General features: G+C 67.6%; 5 protein-coding genes. 4 read left to right on the plus strand and 1 reads right to left on the minus strand.

The genetic code is table 11. From position 1 onward, the window contains the following. Positions 1 to 155: 155 nt before the first annotated feature. The 4 genes from RDV64_RS14690 (at position 156) to RDV64_RS14705 (ending at position 13459) form a co-directional block, all read left to right on the plus strand. A complete protein-coding gene (locus RDV64_RS14690) occupies positions 156 to 1763 on the plus strand; it encodes a hypothetical protein (protein ID WP_309195668.1) in 1608 nt (535 codons plus the stop codon). After that, positions 1760 to 3862, plus strand: coding sequence for an ATP-binding cassette domain-containing protein (locus RDV64_RS14695; protein ID WP_309195669.1), 2103 nt, complete (start codon positions 1760 to 1762; stop codon positions 3860 to 3862). The genes RDV64_RS14690 and RDV64_RS14695 overlap by 4 nt, the downstream gene beginning before the upstream one ends. Then, complete coding sequence (locus RDV64_RS14700) at positions 3859 to 5244, plus strand: HlyD family type I secretion periplasmic adaptor subunit (protein WP_309195670.1); 1386 nt, start codon at positions 3859 to 3861, stop codon at positions 5242 to 5244. Before RDV64_RS14695 ends, RDV64_RS14700 begins: the two co-directional genes overlap by 4 nt. A gap of 85 nt (positions 5245 to 5329) precedes the next feature. Next, positions 5330 to 13459, plus strand: a complete 8130-nt coding sequence (locus tag RDV64_RS14705) for a VCBS domain-containing protein (protein WP_309195671.1) — start codon at positions 5330 to 5332, stop codon at positions 13457 to 13459. Between the two features lie 323 nt (positions 13460 to 13782). Here RDV64_RS14705 and RDV64_RS14710 read toward each other — a convergent pair whose 3' ends face one another. Further along, entirely contained in the window at positions 13783 to 15819 is a 2037-nt protein-coding gene (locus RDV64_RS14710; RefSeq protein WP_309195672.1) for a methyl-accepting chemotaxis protein, read from the minus strand. Between the last annotated feature and the right edge of the window lie 505 nt (positions 15820 to 16324).

Genomic DNA, 16324 nt, shown 5'->3' on the forward strand with positions numbered 1-16324 from the left:
GGCGCGGCGGGACGCGGCGCCGATTCGCTTTCTGGATAGTTAACCGGGCCCGAACTGCGTACAGAGGTTGAGCGGGTTTGCGACGTTCGGTTGGTTTGCCGGCGCTGCCTATGTACCGTTCTGTCTGCCGAGTTCGCGGCGAGGAGCAGCTGTTCATGACGCGAATCTGGCTCGTAGTCCTGTCGATTGGTTCAAACGTCCTCGCGCTCGCTCTTCCGCTCGCGCTGATCCAGATCTACGACCGGATCCTCGCCAACCAGGCCGTCGGCACCGCAGTCGTGCTGCTCTCGGCGGTCGCGATAGCGATCATGCTCGACGCGCTCGTCCGTTTCGCCCGTTCGGCGATCATCGCCCGTCTCGGCACGACGGCCGAGTATCACCTCTCGATGCGTACGGCCGAGCGGATCCTCGCGATGAGCCGCAAGGATCTGCTCGCGCTCGGCCGTGGGCGGATCGCCGAGCTCTTCGCCACGGTTGGCCGCACGCGCGACGTTCTCGTCGGCCAGTCGCTGCTTGCCCTGTTCGACGCACCGTTCGCCATCGTGTTCCTTGCGCTCGTCTGGTTCCTCGGCGGCGAGGTGGTGCTGGCCCCAATCGCGATCGTGGTGGTCTTCGGCACGGCGGCTATCGCCAGCATGGCCCTGAACCGGGCGGCTGTGCGCCGTCAGTTCGAGGCGTCCTCCGTTCACCGCTCGCAGTTCGTCACGGCGGCGCGCAATGCCGAACTCTATCGCAGCATCGTGATCCCCGGTGAGGTGGCGGCCCGTCTCCGTCGCAGCGAGTTCGCGCGCTCGGCGGCAAGCGAACAGTCGGAGATCCGCGGCTCCGCGCTTCTCGATATCAGCCAGGTCGGTGGCCTCGCATCGACCGTCGCTATCCTTCTTCTCGGCGCCCTTGCCGTGCTCGACGGGACGATGACGACCGGCGGCCTTGCGGCGTGCATGATCCTTGGCCAGCGGGCCGTTGGCTCCCTGCTCGGGGTCATCTCGGGCCTGGCCCGGCGGCAGCTCGCAGCAGCGGCCTACCGCGAGCTCGACCGCGTGCTCCGTACAGCAAGGGACGCCGACATTTCCGGCGAGGGCGCGGGCTCGTCCGACCGGGCGCTCGCCCCGATCGGTATCGAGATCAGCGTCCCCGGGCACCTGATAAAGGCCGCGCCCGGCGAGATGGTCGTCGTCCCCTCCGAGGAGAAAGACGAGGAGCTGCGCCTTTTCGGTCTCGTCGCCAAAGCACTTCTCGACGCGGAGCGGCCTTCCGGGACGGCGGCGGATCCGGCGACTGTGAGGCTGACAGAAGGGTCCGGCACCGTTAATCCTGATCCGCGGGCCGTTTCGGTCGTCCCTCCGCTGCCGCCCGTCTTCCGCGGCACGATCCTTGACAACCTCACCGGCTTCGATGATCGCCGCGGTCAAAGGGCGATGGCGCTTGCGGACGGGCTCGGGCTCACCGACCTTGTCGGGCGACTTCCGGCCGGGTTCCAGACAAGGCTCGGGGCGGAGCTGTCGATCCCGCTGTCGGACGGTGCGGTCAAGCGCATCGGTCTCGTCAGGGGGCTCTCCGCAGTGCCCGGCCTCGTCGTTCTCGGCCATCCCGAGGCGGCGCTCGACAAGGATGGGGTCGACCGCCTCGCCACAACCCTCCGCGAGGTCTGTCCGGAGACGACCGTCCTTGCTTTCACGCGGTCGCAGCCGCTCCTGTTAGCAGCGTCCACCGTCGTGCCGCTTCCGGCATCCGTCGTCTCCGAAATGAGCGTGAGCGCATGAACACCCATGCCGTGCCACCCGCACCCGGTGACGTCGCGCCGGTGGAGATTGCTGACGCCAGCCGCGTGGCGACACCGCTCGAGGCGATCCTCCCGGAGGTCCTTGGCAGGCTCGACTGGCAGCGCAGGGAAGAGGTCTTCGCGAGCGCGCTCCCAAGGCAGGACGGTCTCTCGAGCCTCGACGACGCTGCCCTTGGCCTCGGGCTTCTCGGCATCTCCGCCACCGTCCACCGCACCGTGCCGCCGTCGTGGAAAGACGGGCTCGACGGCGCCCTCGTCGCCGTCGGCCGCAAGGGCGCCTTCGCCATCGTGCGCAGCCACGGCGAGGTCTCCTGCCTTTCCGACGTCGAGGCAACCGAGGTCAAGATCGCCGCGCGGGTGCGCGGCGCCTCGCGCCTCATGCATGTGCGCCGCCTGTCTGCGGAAGATGCCAACACCGTTACCGTCCGCGCCATCGATGAGCGGATCGCGCGGGGCATCCGGTTCGGATTGCTCCTTTCGTTTCTCATCAACGCGATCGCGGTCACGATCCCGTTTTTCACGATGGCGATCTACGACCGCGTCCTCGGCGCGAGCGCGCCGAAATCGCTCCTCCCGCTGATCCTGGGCGGTGCGATCGCGGTCGCCGTCATTCTTGTCCTGCGCAGAATGCGCGCCCGCTTCCTCGCAGCCGAGCATGCGCGCCTGTCAGCTGCCATCACCAGCGCCATGGAGACCCGGCTGCTGCGCCTTCCCTTCGGATCGCTCCAGCGCCAGTCCGTCGAGGGTCTGGAAGGGCGGGTCCGGGGCGCGACGCGCGCGGCCGACGTCTTCGCCTCGGCCAACACGAACGCCCTGTTCGACGGACCATTCGTCCCGATCTCGGTGGCGGCGATTGCGTTCGTCGGCGGGCTCATGGTTCTCATCCCGGCGATCTACCTGGCGATGTTCCTGCTCGTGGGATGGCTCCTGGCGCGGCCGGCGCAGCACCTTGAGCCGGAGATCGCGAAGGCGACGACCGAGCGTGCCGCACTCCTGTCCGATCTTGGCGAGCACGCCGCCGACATCCGGGCGACCGGGGGCGCGGCGGACTGGCTGCGCCGCTTCGCCGAAGTGTCCCAGCGCGCGGCGAAGGCGAGCTACGGTGCCGGCGCGCGGTCCGCCGCGGTCCAGTCCATCGGCTACCTGCTGGGGACGGGGGCGGCGCTCGCGACGCTTTCAATCGGCGTCGGCCTCGCGCTCGAGGGGGCGATCCTTCCCGGTGTCTTGATCGGCACGATGCTCCTCGTGTGGCGCATCACCGGGCCGGCACAGGCGTTCTTCTTCGGCCTGCCGCGCCTCATCGGGGTCCGTCATTCGATGGTGAACCTTCGCAAGTCCTTCGCCATCGCCACGGTCGCCGCACCGGATGTCGTTCGCGAGCCATTCCCCGACGTCGCCCCCGCGGTCGAATGCCAGGGGGTCTTCTTTCGCTATCTGCCCGACATGGACCCGGCGCTCACCGGCGTCTCCTTCAGGGTGGAGCCAGGCCAGACGACCGTCATCATGGGTCCGAACGGGGCGGGCAAGAGCACGCTCCTGCGAGTTCTCGCTGGCCTTCTCCAGCCTCAGTCCGGCCGCGTCCTCGTCAACGGCCGCGACCTTCACCAGTACGATCCGGACGAGGTCGTCCTCCTGAGCGGCTATGTGCCGTCCGCCGCGCAGTACGCGCTGTGGCACCCGGAAGCCTTCGCCGCCGGCGCGTCAGGGCTGCGCAGCGGCGCGTCCGGCACCTGGAGCGCTGCCGACGCCCTCGCGTCCGCCGTCGCCTCCGTGGAGCGGCGCGCGCACTGGTTCGTCGACGGAGAGCAGCCCCGATCCCTCGGTTCCGGCAAACGCCAGCCCAGCATCTACCTTCTCGACGACCCGCTCGCCTTCGCGGACGAGGCCGCCACGGCAGCCTTCTTGGCGTTTCTCGAAGCGAACCGGGGGCGCGCGACGATCTTCCTGACCACCCACGATGTTTCACTCGTTCCGATGGCGGACAACGCCCTTATCCTGGACAAGGGCGGCGTCGCCTTCTTCGGCCCCGTGCCGAAGGAAGCGGAGCAGGCCGCCGAGCCGAAGATGGTTCTCGCATGACACGGTCAAAGAAAACCCGCGCCCCCTACGATTCCTTCGAGATCAACGACGGGCCCGCCGTCCGGCTCGCCAACCTGGGCGCGCTCGTTGCCATCCTGGGCGTCGGCGCCCTTGTCGCCTGGATGGTGCTGACGCCGGTCGACGAGGTGGCGAAGGCACGCGGGACTGTCGAGCCTGTTACCGAAGTCCAGCGGCTCCAGACCGAGTTCGGCGGTGCCCTTTCCAAGATACACGTGCGCAAGGGCGATCTCGTCGAGGCATTCGACCCGATCGTGTCGTTCGACACGGCCGAAGCGGCCTCCGAGTTGCGCGAGGCGCGGGCGAAGGAGCTCGCCCTGCTTCTCGAGAGGGAGCGCCTGGCTGCGCTCGTGGAGGAGCGTGATCCGCAATTTGAGATGATTGCTCGCGCTGCCGGCAGCGGCGCGACGGCATCCAGCGTCCATCGTCCGGGGTCGCACGACGCAGATGATCGCCTCCGGAGCGACATCCAGGCCGCGCGGCGCGAGAGTGCAGCACTTACCGCCCGTCGCGCGTTCCTCGAGAACGAACGTCAGGTGATCGACCGGCAGATCGCCGAGAAGGAAGCGGACCTGGCCGCAATCGCGGAGGAGCGGCCTGCCGTGCAGCGGCAGCTCGCCGTGGCGGCGGAAGACGTGGAAACGGTCCGAGACCTCGTGGATCGGGGCCTCGCCCCGCGCCCCCGCTTTGTCGAGGCGGTCGAGGCAGAGGCACGCTTCAACTACGATCTTGCCAGTCTGACCGGCCGCGAGACCGTCCTGAAGGCAGAGATTGCGGAGCTGATGGAGGCACAGGAGCGGATCGGTCTCAACGAGGCGGCCGAGGCGCGAGCGCGGATCTCGCAGATCAACGGGGAGCTTCCCGTGGTCGCAGAGCAGATCGTCCGCCTTGTCCGCCGGGTCAACGCAACCGAGCTGCGCGCGCCGGTGGCCGGCTTCGTCCAGACAATCCCGGACACGGCCGTTGGCCGGGTGTTCGAATCCGGCGGGCTCGTGGCCGAGATCGTGCCCAAGGACGTGGAGCTTCGCTTCGCGGGGCAGCTTTTGCCGCGTGACGTCGGTTTCGTCACGCGCGGCCAGCCGGTGAGGCTCAAGATCGACGCCTTCGACTTCAGCCGGTACGGCGCGCTGGACGGAAAGGTCTCGGAGATCTCTCCCACCACGATCGTCGACGAACGCGGCAACGCCTTCTACGAAATTCTCGTTTCGCTCGACAAGACGTACTTCCGCGACGACCCGGACGCGTTCGCGCTTCTGCCGGGCATGACGGGCGAGGGGGACGTTCTGACCGGAAAGAAGACCGTCTTCGAGTACGTCTGGAAGCCGATCTATACGAATCTCGATCTCGCCTTCGCCGAGCGCTGAGGAACACACCATGGCTGGTCGGAAGAATGACCCGAGAGGCACGCGACCCCGCCCCGAAGCGGAAGGGGAAGACGCGCCCCGGCGGATGGATCGCGACAATGCGGCGACGCGCAAGCGCTCTGAAGAGGGCTTCGGCTGGCTCGCCCGGGCGCTCGGTGGTCTGTTCGGCGGGACGAAGGCGGCCGACGCGGAAGGAACCCCCGCCGGGCCGGTCGAGAGGGAACCGGACCTTCCGCCCGCGCAAGCGGCGGATGGCGTCGACACCGCTCGACCGGCACCTCAATCTCCGGCCGACGACGGAGCCCACGCGCCGGCGGCATCGCCGCGAACGTCGGAGTTCACCCCGAAAGGCGCCGTCACGGGGCAAATGGAACCCTCCGGCGTCACCGTCGCCTCTCCGCTCGCGCCGCACGCTCCCCATGGCAGCGCCGGCCCGTTCCCGCAGCCGTCGCACGGATCGCCCGGGCAACCGTTGCCGGGCAATCCGTCGGTCACGCCCCCGCCGGAGACGGGCGAGCCCCTGACGGTCGGCGGTCACGGTGAGGTGCCGGGGCGGGTGCCGGAGCCTGGCACGACTGGCACGGCCGTGCCTCCTCTTGTGCCGCCGACGCTGAATACGCCCGACCAGGTGCCAGGGCAGATCCCGCAGCCGACGGCCACGGGGACGGCCGTGCCTCCGCTGATGCCGCCAACGCTCGGCAACGACAAGACCCCGAACCTCGCGCCGCAGCAGACGACGCCGCCAGATCACCTGGCACCGGACCGCGTGCCGCCGACGCTCGGCAACGACAAGACGCCAAATCTCGCCCCGCAGCAGACGACGCCGCCGGATCACCTTGCGCCTGACCGCGTGCCGCCGACACTCGGCAACGACAAGACCCCAAACCTCGCCCCGCAGCAGACGACGCCGCCGGACCATCTGGCGCCGGACCGCGTGCCGCCGACGCTGGGCAACGACAAGACCCCAAACCTCGCCCCGCAGCAGACAACGCCGCCGGACCACCTGGCGCCGGACCGCGTGCCGCCGACGCTCGGCAACGACAAGACCCCGAACCTCGCCCCGCAGCAGATGACGCCGCCGGACCATCTGGCGCCGGACCGCGTGCCGCCGACGCTGGGAAACGACAAGACCCCAAACCTCGCGCGGCAGCAGACTTCGACGCCGGATCACCTGGCGCCGGACCGGGTGCCGCCGACACTCGGCAACGACAAGACCCCAAACCTCGCGCCGCAGCAGACGACGCCGCCGGACTACCTTGCGCCGGATCGCGTGCCGCCCACGCTCGGCAACGACAAGACGCCAAACCTCGCGCCGCAGCAGACGACGCCGCCGGACCACCTTGCGCCGGACCGCGTGCCGCCGACACTCGGCAATGACAAGACCCCGAACCTCGCCCCGCAGCAGACGACGCCGCCGGACCACCTTGCGCCGGACCGCGTGCCGCCGACACTCGGCAACGACAAGACCCCGAACCTCGCCCCGCAGCAGATGACGACGCCAGATCATCTGGCGCCGGACCGCGTGCCGCCAACGCTGGGCAACGACAAGACGCCGAACCTCGCCCCGCACATCCCGCAGATCCTTGGGGCCGATACCAGTCATGTGACCGAGGACACGGTCCTGACAGCGGGCGGCAAACTCGACATCGTCGATCCGGACCGGGGAGAGGCCGCGTTCACCGCGCAGCCGTCGGCTGCGGGCGCGCACGGGACGTTCTCGGTCAAGCCGGACGGTACCTGGACCTACCAGCTCGACAATTCTCAACCTGCCGTTCAGCAGCTCGGTCGCGGGGAGCACCTGACGGACCTTTTGATGGTCACGTCCGTCGATGGCACCCGGCACGCGCTGACGGTCGAGATCCGCGGCGTAATCGACGCCCCGGCTCTGACGGTCACGGCGACCCAGGGCACCGATCACGCGACCGCGACGGCGGGCAACAATGCAACGGCGACGCTGGCGGCCACGGAGGATCACCCGATCGGGCTCGCAATCGCGACGTCCCTCGTCGACAAGGACCCGACGGAGCACCTGCCGGCCAGCCTTACCATCGACGGCGTGCCCGCCGGGGCAACGCTGAACCACGGTGTCGCTGATTCCAGATTCCCCGGAAGATGGACCGTGAACTCAACGGAACTGGGCAGCCTCGAACTGACGCCGCCCAAGGATTTCACCGGCCCGATCACCCTCAAGGTCTCGGAGTTCGTGGTCGACCTGTCGCCGGGTGAAGGGGCGCCGGCAGCATCCGCGGAGGCAACGCTCCACATCAACGTGGCGCCCGTGCAGGAACCCGCCGTGATCGGCGGCACGGATGCCGGATCGCTCACCGAAGATACCAACCTTCAGACCGGGCATCTGCAAACTGGCGGCGCGCTGACCATCACCGACGTCGATGCAGGGGAGGCCGCGTTCACGCCGGTCGCCGGCGCGGCAGGCGCGGGACGATACGGCACGTTCACGCTCGATGCGCAGGGGCACTGGAACTACACAGCCGACAACGCGCAGACCGCAATCGACCAGCTCGGCCCGAAGGACACCCTCACTGACACCTTTACGGTCACCAGCGTCGACGGAACGACGCACGACATCACCGTAACCATTGCGGGCAAGAACGACCGTCCGGTGATCACGACGGCAGTGCGGCAGACCGACGGCGACGTGACCGAGGACAACGCGGCGCATGTCACCGCCACCGGGACGTTGACGGCGACGGACATTGACAACGCGACCGGCGATCTGACGTGGAAGGTCGTCGGCGGCGGACACGGAACATTCGGCAGCGTGTCAATCGACGCCCACACCGGGCAGTGGACCTATACGCTTGATAACGGCAAGCCGGAGACCCAGCAGCTGGGCGAGGGGCAGACGCAGACCGACCAGATTCAGATTGGCGTTCTCGATCCCAACCACGGGTACTCCTTGCGTACCCTTCACTTCGAGGTGCACGGCACGAACGACGCCCCGATCATCACGATCGGGAAGACCGATACGGACTCCGGCGCGGTCACGGAGGACGCCGGAACGACCACCGCAACGGGGTCCCTGTCCTCCACCGACGTCGACGGAACCGATGGTGCCTCCTCGCTGGTGTGGACCGTCGACACCTCCACCACCGGCACTTACGGCACGCTGAGCGTGGACCAGTCGGGCGGATGGACCTACACGCTCGACAACGGCCGGCCGGCCACCCAGGCGTTGACGTTGGGCCAGCCGGCGACCGAGACGCTGCGCGTCATCGTGACCGACCCGCACGGCGGGCAGGACACCCATGAGGTCACGGTGACCGTAACAGGCACCCCGGACGGTGCGCAGATCGCCGGTGCCGACAGCGTAACGCTGCTCGAGGACAAGGCCGTGACGTCCGGCAACCTGACGGCGGGCGGCACACTCACGGTCACCGATGCCGATACGGGCGAGTCCGCCTTCGTGCCGATTGCGGGCGCGACGGGTGCGGGCACCTACGGCACCTTCACGCTGAGCGCGGACGGCCAGTGGACCTACACGGCCGACAACAGCCAGCAGGCGGTGCAGGAAATCGGGCCGGGCCAGAGCCTCACGGATACGCTGCAGGTCACCAGCGTCGACGGCACGACCCATGACATCACCGTCACGATCGCTGGCGCCATCGACGCACCGACCGTCGGCGCCGCGGTGCGCGCCACGGTCGCCGTTCCGGAACACGCGGTGGTGGACGTGGATGCGGCTGGGACGATCCAATCCACCGGCTTCAAGCTCCATGGCTTCGGGCTGGGCGAAGGCTACGAGACGGCGGGCGGCGATCTCGTCGATCCGGGAACGGCAAGCGCGCGAGTTGCGGGCGGGATCGCGTCCGGCGGGTCCCTCGGTGTGGATGCGCCGTTGACGCAGGAGGTTCTCGCTGCGAACCCGGGCTACAGCGGCACTGGCGTCAACACCACTGTAGGGACACCCCGCGACAACGTTCTGGACAGCGCCACGACCTCGGCGACAGACAAGTCCCAGCAGGCCGGTGAAACGCTGGTGATCGAACTCGACGGTATGGCAAGGCAAGCCACGGTCTCGCTCGGGGATCTCGGCGGTCACGGCGACAAGGTGCACTGGACCGCCTATGCCGCGGACCACAGTGTCGTCGCCGAAGGCGAATTCGAGTCCCAACCAACGGCAACTCTTTCCGGCAACCTCACGACCGACCTGTCGATCAGCGCCGGGTCGCCCTTCAGCTACATCGCCCTGACGGCCGAGGCGCCCGCGCCGGAGGTGATACCGGCACACACAGCGACGGCGGCCGACGCGCGGCAGTTCAGCAATTACCACATCGGCGACTTGGTGCCCGAGCAGACAGAACAGTTCACGACAAATGTCAGCGTTTTGAGCGTTCGGGCCGAAGTGTTGCGCTACGAGACGCCACTGGATATTTCGGGAGCAACCGGCGACACGGGCGACACCGACCAGAGCGTGTCATGGCGGATCGACGGGCTGCGAAGCGGAACGCTGTCGGCCGGGACGGAGAACCCCAACGGGTCCTGGACTGTGACCGGCGCGGAGGCGCAGGGCCTCACGGTCGTCCATACCGGTACCGAACAGGTACAGGTCACCGCCATCGCCACGGATTCCGGGACGGGCGATACGGCGCAAAGCCAGCCGGTCGCCGTCACTGTCGATCCGGGCGGGGCGATCTACACCGTCATCACCGGCGCGCCCGTTGGGCGGACCGACGAGGACGCGACGACCCCGATCGGCGGCGATCTGGACATCGACACCAATGCCGCCGTCACGCCGAGCTTCGTCGCCGGTGACCAGCAGGGCCAGTACGGCACGCTCCACGTCGACACGGACGGGCGGTGGACCTACGTCGTCGACAACACAGCCGCGCAAGGGCTGCGCTCGGACACGGGGACCGACACCTTCACCGTCCACACGACGGACGGGGCGACCACGGAGTTGAGTGTCTTCGTCGAAGGCCAGGATGATGCCAGCGTGCTGGTCGACACCGCCGGCACCGGCGTTCGCACGCCCGCCGCGGTCGTGGGCGGGCATCTCGCGCAAACGGATACGGACACCCCGGCGCCTCGCGGGTCGATGTACCTCATCGAAGGCGGCCAGCGCGTCAGCGGAACGGGCTCGTCTCCCGGGATGTTCACCGAACTCGACGGAACCTACGGCACCTTCAAGATCAATGCGCAGAGCGGCGACTGGACCTACACGGTCGATCCGTCGAAGACCGCGACGCTCGCACCTGGCCAGGTGGTGGACGAGAGCGTCAGCGCCAAGAGCCAGATCCTCGGCACGAGCGAAAGTGCGACGCTCGACCTGCACGTCGCGGTCGACGACCAGGGCCGCGCCCAGGTGCGCCCCGGTTCCTCCCTCGCGCCGGCTCAGCCATCCCACACCCCGGCGACGATCTCGGGCGTCGACAGCGACACGTTGACCGAGGACACGGGGCTTGCGGGGGGCGACCTTGCGGCGGGTGGCCAGCTCACGATCACCGACCCGGACCTCGGCGAGGCGGCCTTCAGCCCGGTCACCGGCACCGCGGGCGCGGGTCAGTACGGCAGATTCACGCTGACCGCGGATGGCCTTTGGACCTACAACGCCGACAACAGCCAGCCGTCGGTCCAGGACCTCGGGCCGGGCCAGAGCGTCACGGAGATGCTCAAGGTGACGAGCGTCGATGGCACTACGCACGACATCACCGTCACGATCCACGGCACCATCGACGCGCCGACCATGGCCACGACCGTCGGCACCAGCACCTTCGCCCCGAGCCATGCGGAGGCCGTGGCCTCGGGAACGACCGTCGCGTCCACCGGCTTCATCTTGCACGGGTTCGGCTACGGCGAGGCCTATCGGGACGGCACCGGCAATCTCCTCGATCCAACCGCCGGTCAGACGGGGCTCGGTGTGGGCCGGGGAGGGACGTTCGGCGTCGAATCGACCAGCGGTGTCCCGACTGACACGGCTGGAAACGCCAACAAGACAGCCGGCTACACACTCGACACGACGGCGGACAATGCGGCCCAGCAGTCGGCGAACGAGAAGGGCGAGACGCTCGTCGTCGAGCTGGAGGGATTGTCGCGCAGCGCGCATGTCTCGATGGAGCAGTTTGGCCCCGGTGGCGAAATTACCATCGGCCACAACGACCAGGTCCACTGGGCAGTTTATGACGAGAACCGTCAGATCGTCGATGAAGGCACCATCGTGCGGACTGCGGCCAACGCGACAGGCGGGCACGTCGAACTTCAGATCGATACGGCGCGGCCGTTCGCCTACATCTCGCTGGAGGCCGAGAGCCCACCGCCCGAGCTGACCTCGGGCGGCAAGCCGGACTACGTGCACACGAATGTCGAGGTGAAGTCGGTCCAGGCAGAGCTGATCCGCTACGAGACTCCGCTCGACCTCAGCGGGACGCCGGGCGACACCAGCGACACCGACCAGTCGACCGCCTGGCGGATCGAGGGGCTGCAGCAGGCGGTGCTGTCGGTCGGCAGCCGCAATCCCGATGGCTCCTGGACCGTGACGGAAGCGGAGGCGCAGGGCCTGAAGGTGCTGCATTCCAGTCCGCAGACACTGCATGTCACCGCCGTTGCCACCGATGCCGGCACCGGCGAGACCGCAACGAGCGCGCCTGTGGACGTCACGGTAGACCCGCACGGAGCCCACTACACGGTGATCACCGGCTCGCCCGTCGCCCGTATCGACGAGGCTGCGACCGCGCCCGTCAGCGGAGATCTGGGTATCGACACCGACAAGGCCACGGTGCCGGGCTTCGTGCAAAGCACGCAAACGTCGCAGTACGGCACCTTTACCATCGACGGGGACGGGCAGTGGAGCTTCACGGTCGACCGCTCCGGGACCGAGACCCTGCTTGCCGACACGACCCAGAGCTTCACGGTCCACGCGACAGACGGGACGACCAGGGATCTGTCCATCGTCATCGAGGCGGACAACGATCCCGGGGTCCTGTCCGAGGCTTCCCGGCAGCCATCGACCGGTGCGGCCCATGCCGTCGGCGGACAACTCGGGGTCACCGACCCCGACGATCTATCGGCCCACTACATGTTTCTGCTGCCCGGGGCACGGCCGTCCGCCAGCCACGACTACACTGTGGACGGGAGCTACGGCACCTTCCACATGGACATGACGTCCGGCTCCTGGACCTATTCGCCCGATCCGGCGCGGCTTGCCCAGATCCCCGCGGGCCATACCGCGGTCGAGACCTTCGATGTTTACGGTAGGACCCCCACCTCTACCACAAACACGCTGGAACTCCGGCTCGAAGTCAATGACAAGGGCGACGCGCGGGTGGCGCAGGTCGTCCATGATGTCGACGCCGAAATGGTCACCGAAGATGACCAGAGGTCGATGCAGGGCGGCAACCTGTCACAGCACGGGACGCTCCATGCCGTCGATTCTGCCGATCCGTTGCCGACTGCGCCGGTCGCAGGCGCCTACGGCACCTTCACGCTGACGGCAGACGGCCACTGGACCTACACCGCGGACAATTCCCAGGCCGCGATCCAGCAGCTCGACCATGGGGACAGCCTCACCGACAGCGTCACCGTCACCACATCGGGCGGCGCCACCTACGCGATGGAGGTCACCATCAGGGGCGCCGACGAGGTCGCGCCGTCCCACCCGGACGCGCCGGACACCACGCTCACCGAGGACATGACGATCACCCTCGACGCGGACGGAAGGGCGATGAACAGCCTGGGCGGCGTCGTCGATGAAGCCGGGGCGGACATTTCCGGGCAGGAGACCGCAGACCCAGGTTTCGCCCAGCATGGCACGCCCATGGAGGCCGAAGGCGGCGGCGATAGTCCGTCGGAGGGGCATTTCCCGAGCACACCGGGGATCCCCGGCGACAATGCGATGGCCGACATGGCGGTCGCCGACGAAGCGGCCGACGTGCCGGCAGAGCCGACGCCAACCAGGGCGTCGCCCCTCGACCACTACCTCCAGGCCGTGGGAGGCAACGGCGGAGCCCAGTCGGCAGAGCCGACCGAGGGCGGTGCGTCGCGTTATCTCGAGGCGATCGGCGCCGGACCCGCAGACGAAGCGCCGGACGCTCATGCTCTCGATCCGGCCCTCACGAGCGGAGCCGACGAAATGGACCCGGACGCCGATGACGGACAAACCGACGACGGTCCCGCTCCCCCGGACGTGTTCGACCCCGCTGACGCTCCGCAGGAGATCCACGACGAGCCCCAGCCGGATGATCCGTCCCTCTACAATTGAGGGGGCGGATTGAAGCGCAATGCGTCGGCCAACATGGCCGCCTTTTAATTCTGCGCGGACCGGGTGACCGCGGCTGGCGCAACTCGGAACCCGGCGACCTGTCAGCCGTCAACCTCGCGAACGCTCCGGCAAGGAGCGGTTGCGATCTGTAAGCCCGTCAGTTTCGGCAGAACCAGCGCGCATATGCCCCGAAGGGCACGGCCTGTTGGTGAACGCTGGAAGCACACGATCGGCGCAGCCCGCTCTTACCAAGACGGCGGGCCCAAGGCTCTGGCCGGCGCTGCGATGAGGGCGCGCGCCGGCAATAGCGCGGCTTGTGCGCTTCAGGTGGTGCGCACCGTGGCGAGGAAGTCGGTCACCACCGAGCGTAATGAGGCCGATACGCTGTTGATCCGCTCGGCCGCACCCTCGACCGCCCGTGCGCCCTCGGCAGTGCGCTCTACCGCCTCTGCCGCGCCTGTCACGCGCTTGAAGGCGCTCTCGGATCCCTCCGCGGCGGTTCGCATGCCCTCTCCGATCGAGGAGGTGGTGCTGGACTGTTGCGACATCGCCGTTGAGATCGCGAGCGCGCCGGTGCGCAGCGTCTCGAACCGCGCCATGATGTCCTCGATACCCTGAACGGCGGCGCGGCCCTCCTTCTGGATGTCGCCGATCTGCTGGTGGATCTGGGCTGTCGCCGCTGCCGTCTGGTCGGCAAGCCCCTTCACCTCCGAAGCCACGACTGCGAAACCGCGACCGGCAGAGCCTGCCCGCTCGGCCTCGATCGTCGCGTTGAGCGCGAGGAGGTTGGTCTGTTCGGCAATGTCGGCAATGACCTTGGTGATGTCGCCAATGCGGTCTGCCGCGCCTGCAAGGCCCATGACCCGGTCGGACGTGGCCCCGGCGGCAATCGCCGCCTCATCGGTCGCGCTCTGGTTCTGGCGAATGCGTTCGGCAATTTCGGAAACCGAATTCTGCAGCTCTTCGATTGCAGAGGCGACGTTCTGCACGGCCGCAGTCGCTTGCGAGTTGGAGGTCTGCGCGTCGGTGGTCTCCTCGCGCGAGAGGGTTGCGGCCGTCGCCAGCTCCTTGGACACGTCGGCGAGGCCGTGTCCGGTGCTGCTCATCTCCTCCAGCGTGTCTTCGGAGCGTGTGCGGAAGGACCCGATCGCCGCCTCGATCCGCTTTGCCCGCGCTTCGTCGGCCTCAACGCGCAGCCTGTCATCTTCGACGAGACGCCGGCGCTCGATCTGGCCCTGACGGAGCGTTTCGAGCGCGCGGGCGATTGCGCCGATCTCGTCCGTGCGATCGACGTTGCCGACCGCGATGTTGACGTTGCCGTCGGCCAGCGATCCGATTTCCGAAACGACCGTTGCGATTGGCCGGCGCAGGCTGCGCGCCGCCAACGTGCTGACGATCAGGCACAGCACAAACACGATGAGCGTGGCGGCGCAGACGATCACCAGCTCCAGCTTCGCCTGCGCTTGATCGGCCTCTGCCAATGCGACCAGCGCGACCCCGGCTCCGTCCTCGATCTCTTTCAGAAGCTCGATCCGCGCCGTCGACGTCTCGAACCAGTCCTGTCCCGTGATCCCCTCGTGGTCTTCGGTACGCGGCGATTGTTCCGCCACCTTCACCATCTTGGTGAAGCGGTCCACAACCGGCCCGGACAGCGTTGTCTCGATGAGTCCCCGAAGGACGGCGGGAGCGTTGTGCGCGGCGTGCTCCAGAAGCGCATTCTGCGTCGCGGCAAGGCTGACGAAGCGAATGTAGACGGATGGCGCGAAGGTTCCGCTGCCGAAGCCGTTGGCCCCCATGGCACGTTGCAGGCCGGCGGCTTCCTTTGCGGCCATGACGTCGTGGTAGTAGTCGGCGACGCGGCTGGTCTCGCCCTGCGTATTTACGGTCGAGACGTGACCTTCGCCCTCCAGCAGCTCGTTGATCAGGCCGGTATAAGCCTTCGCCATGTCGCCAAGCGGCATCGTTCCGCCGGACACGGCGCGTCGCCAGTCCGGCAGCATTGCGATCTGGCGCCTTGCGTTATCGATGTCCTCGGCATTCAAGACGCCGTCGTTGATGTTCATCTCGGCTTGCAGCACGGGCAAGAGCGCATTCAGCGCATCGTCCGTGGAGTGCCGTTGCGTTTCGAGCTGTCCCCGGAAGGGGCTGTCCGGGTTGCCGATAAAGCCGGCGGACAAGCCGCGCTCCTTCTGAAGCTCGTGGACCGCTGCGGCGAAGAACTTCGCTTCGCGCACATGCTGAACCGCTTGCCCGGTTCGCTCCAGCTTATCCAGTTCGAACCATACGACCGTCGATGCCACCAACAAGAGGCCAATAAGGGGAACCGCAGCGACCATCTGGATCCGCATGCCGAGTTTCATAATGGACCTCGTCCGAAATTTGGACATCTCCCTTAACGGTCCACGATGGGACGAAGCTGTGGTCGCGCCGCATCGAATTGGCGTGGGGCGTCGGACCATCCGGTCGGCTTCATGCGAAGTCCGTAAGGACCGATCACCACCGCCAAACAGACCGACCACCGGGCGAGGGCGCACTCAACAGGATATATTTGGAAGCGGCCGCTTTAGTTCAGAGTCTAGCCGGAGGGAGCAACTTTTTCGAAAAGATCGAGCTCTGCATGGCTCTTGTGGCGATCGTCACTGACGACTGAGCGTACGGTCGTAGGTCAGGGGGGCGGAGAACGTTCGAGTCCAGACCCTCTCCCTCCGCCACGCCCCCTACGCTTTTCAACGATTTGAACGCTGGTCTGTAAGTCGCGGGACAGGGCGCATTTTTGTCCTGCTTCCCGCGCCGATTCTTTGTATGGCGGTGGTCTTAGCCCAGAATTTGTTCACCATTCAGGGGGTGGTCTGCTCCGTCTGTCGT

This window comes from Acuticoccus sp. MNP-M23 (assembly GCF_031195445.1).
Lineage (GTDB): Bacteria > Pseudomonadota > Alphaproteobacteria > Rhizobiales > Amorphaceae > Acuticoccus.